The following is an 879-nucleotide window of genomic DNA, read 5'->3' as shown; positions in this document are numbered from 1 at the left end:
GTGAGGGCGGGTTCGATGCGTTTGGCGAGGACCTTGCCGAGTTCGACGCCCCACTGGTCGAAGGAGTCGATGTTCCAGACGGCGCCCTGGACGAACACCTTGTGCTCGTACAGCGCGATCAGCTGGCCGAGGACGGAGGGGGTGAGTTCGCGGGCGAGGACGGTGGTGGTGGGATGGTCGCCGTGGAAGGTGCGGTGGGCGACCTGTTCCTCGGCGACTCCTTCCGCGCGGACCTCCTCGGCGGTCTTGCCGAACGCCAGGGCCTGGGTCTGGGCGAAGAAGTTGGCCATCAGCAGGTCGTGCTGCGCCTTCAACCCCTCGCTCAACTCACCCACCGGACGGGCGAATCCGATGAAGTCCGCCGGGATCAGCTTCGTGCCCTGATGGATCAGCTGGTAGTAGGCGTGCTGCCCGTTCGTGCCCGGCGTCCCCCACACCACCGGACCCGTCTGCCACTCCACCGGCCGCCCCTCACGGTCCACCGACTTGCCGTTGGACTCCATGTCCAACTGCTGCAGATACGCCGTGAACCTGGACAGGTAGTGACTGTAGGGCAGCACCGCATGGGACTGCGCGTCGTGGAAGTCGCCGTACCAGATCCCCAGCAACCCCATGATCAACGGCACGTTGGACTCCGCCGGAGCACTACGGAAATGCTCGTCCACCAGGTGGAACCCGGCGAGCATCTCCCCGAACGCCTCCGGACCGACCGCGATCATCAAAGACAGACCGATCGCGGAGTCGAAGGAGTAACGGCCCCCCACCCAGTCCCAGAACGCGAACATGTTCTCCGGGTCGATACCGAACTCCGTGACCTTCTCCGCGTTCGTGGACAACGCCACGAAATGCCGGGCCACCGCCTTCTCATCACCCAGCGCC

General features: G+C 65.3%; 1 protein-coding gene. It reads right to left on the bottom strand.

Annotation, left to right across the window (positions count from 1 at the left end; translation table 11 throughout):
* On the bottom strand, positions 1-879 hold an 879-nt coding region (gene pgi / locus KUM39_RS27925), incomplete at both ends, for a glucose-6-phosphate isomerase (protein ID WP_217788567.1).

This window comes from Streptomyces corallincola, from assembly GCF_019104725.1.
Classification (GTDB): domain Bacteria; phylum Actinomycetota; class Actinomycetes; order Streptomycetales; family Streptomycetaceae; genus Streptomyces; species Streptomyces corallincola.
This window is presented reverse-complemented; position numbering and strand designations above follow the sequence as displayed.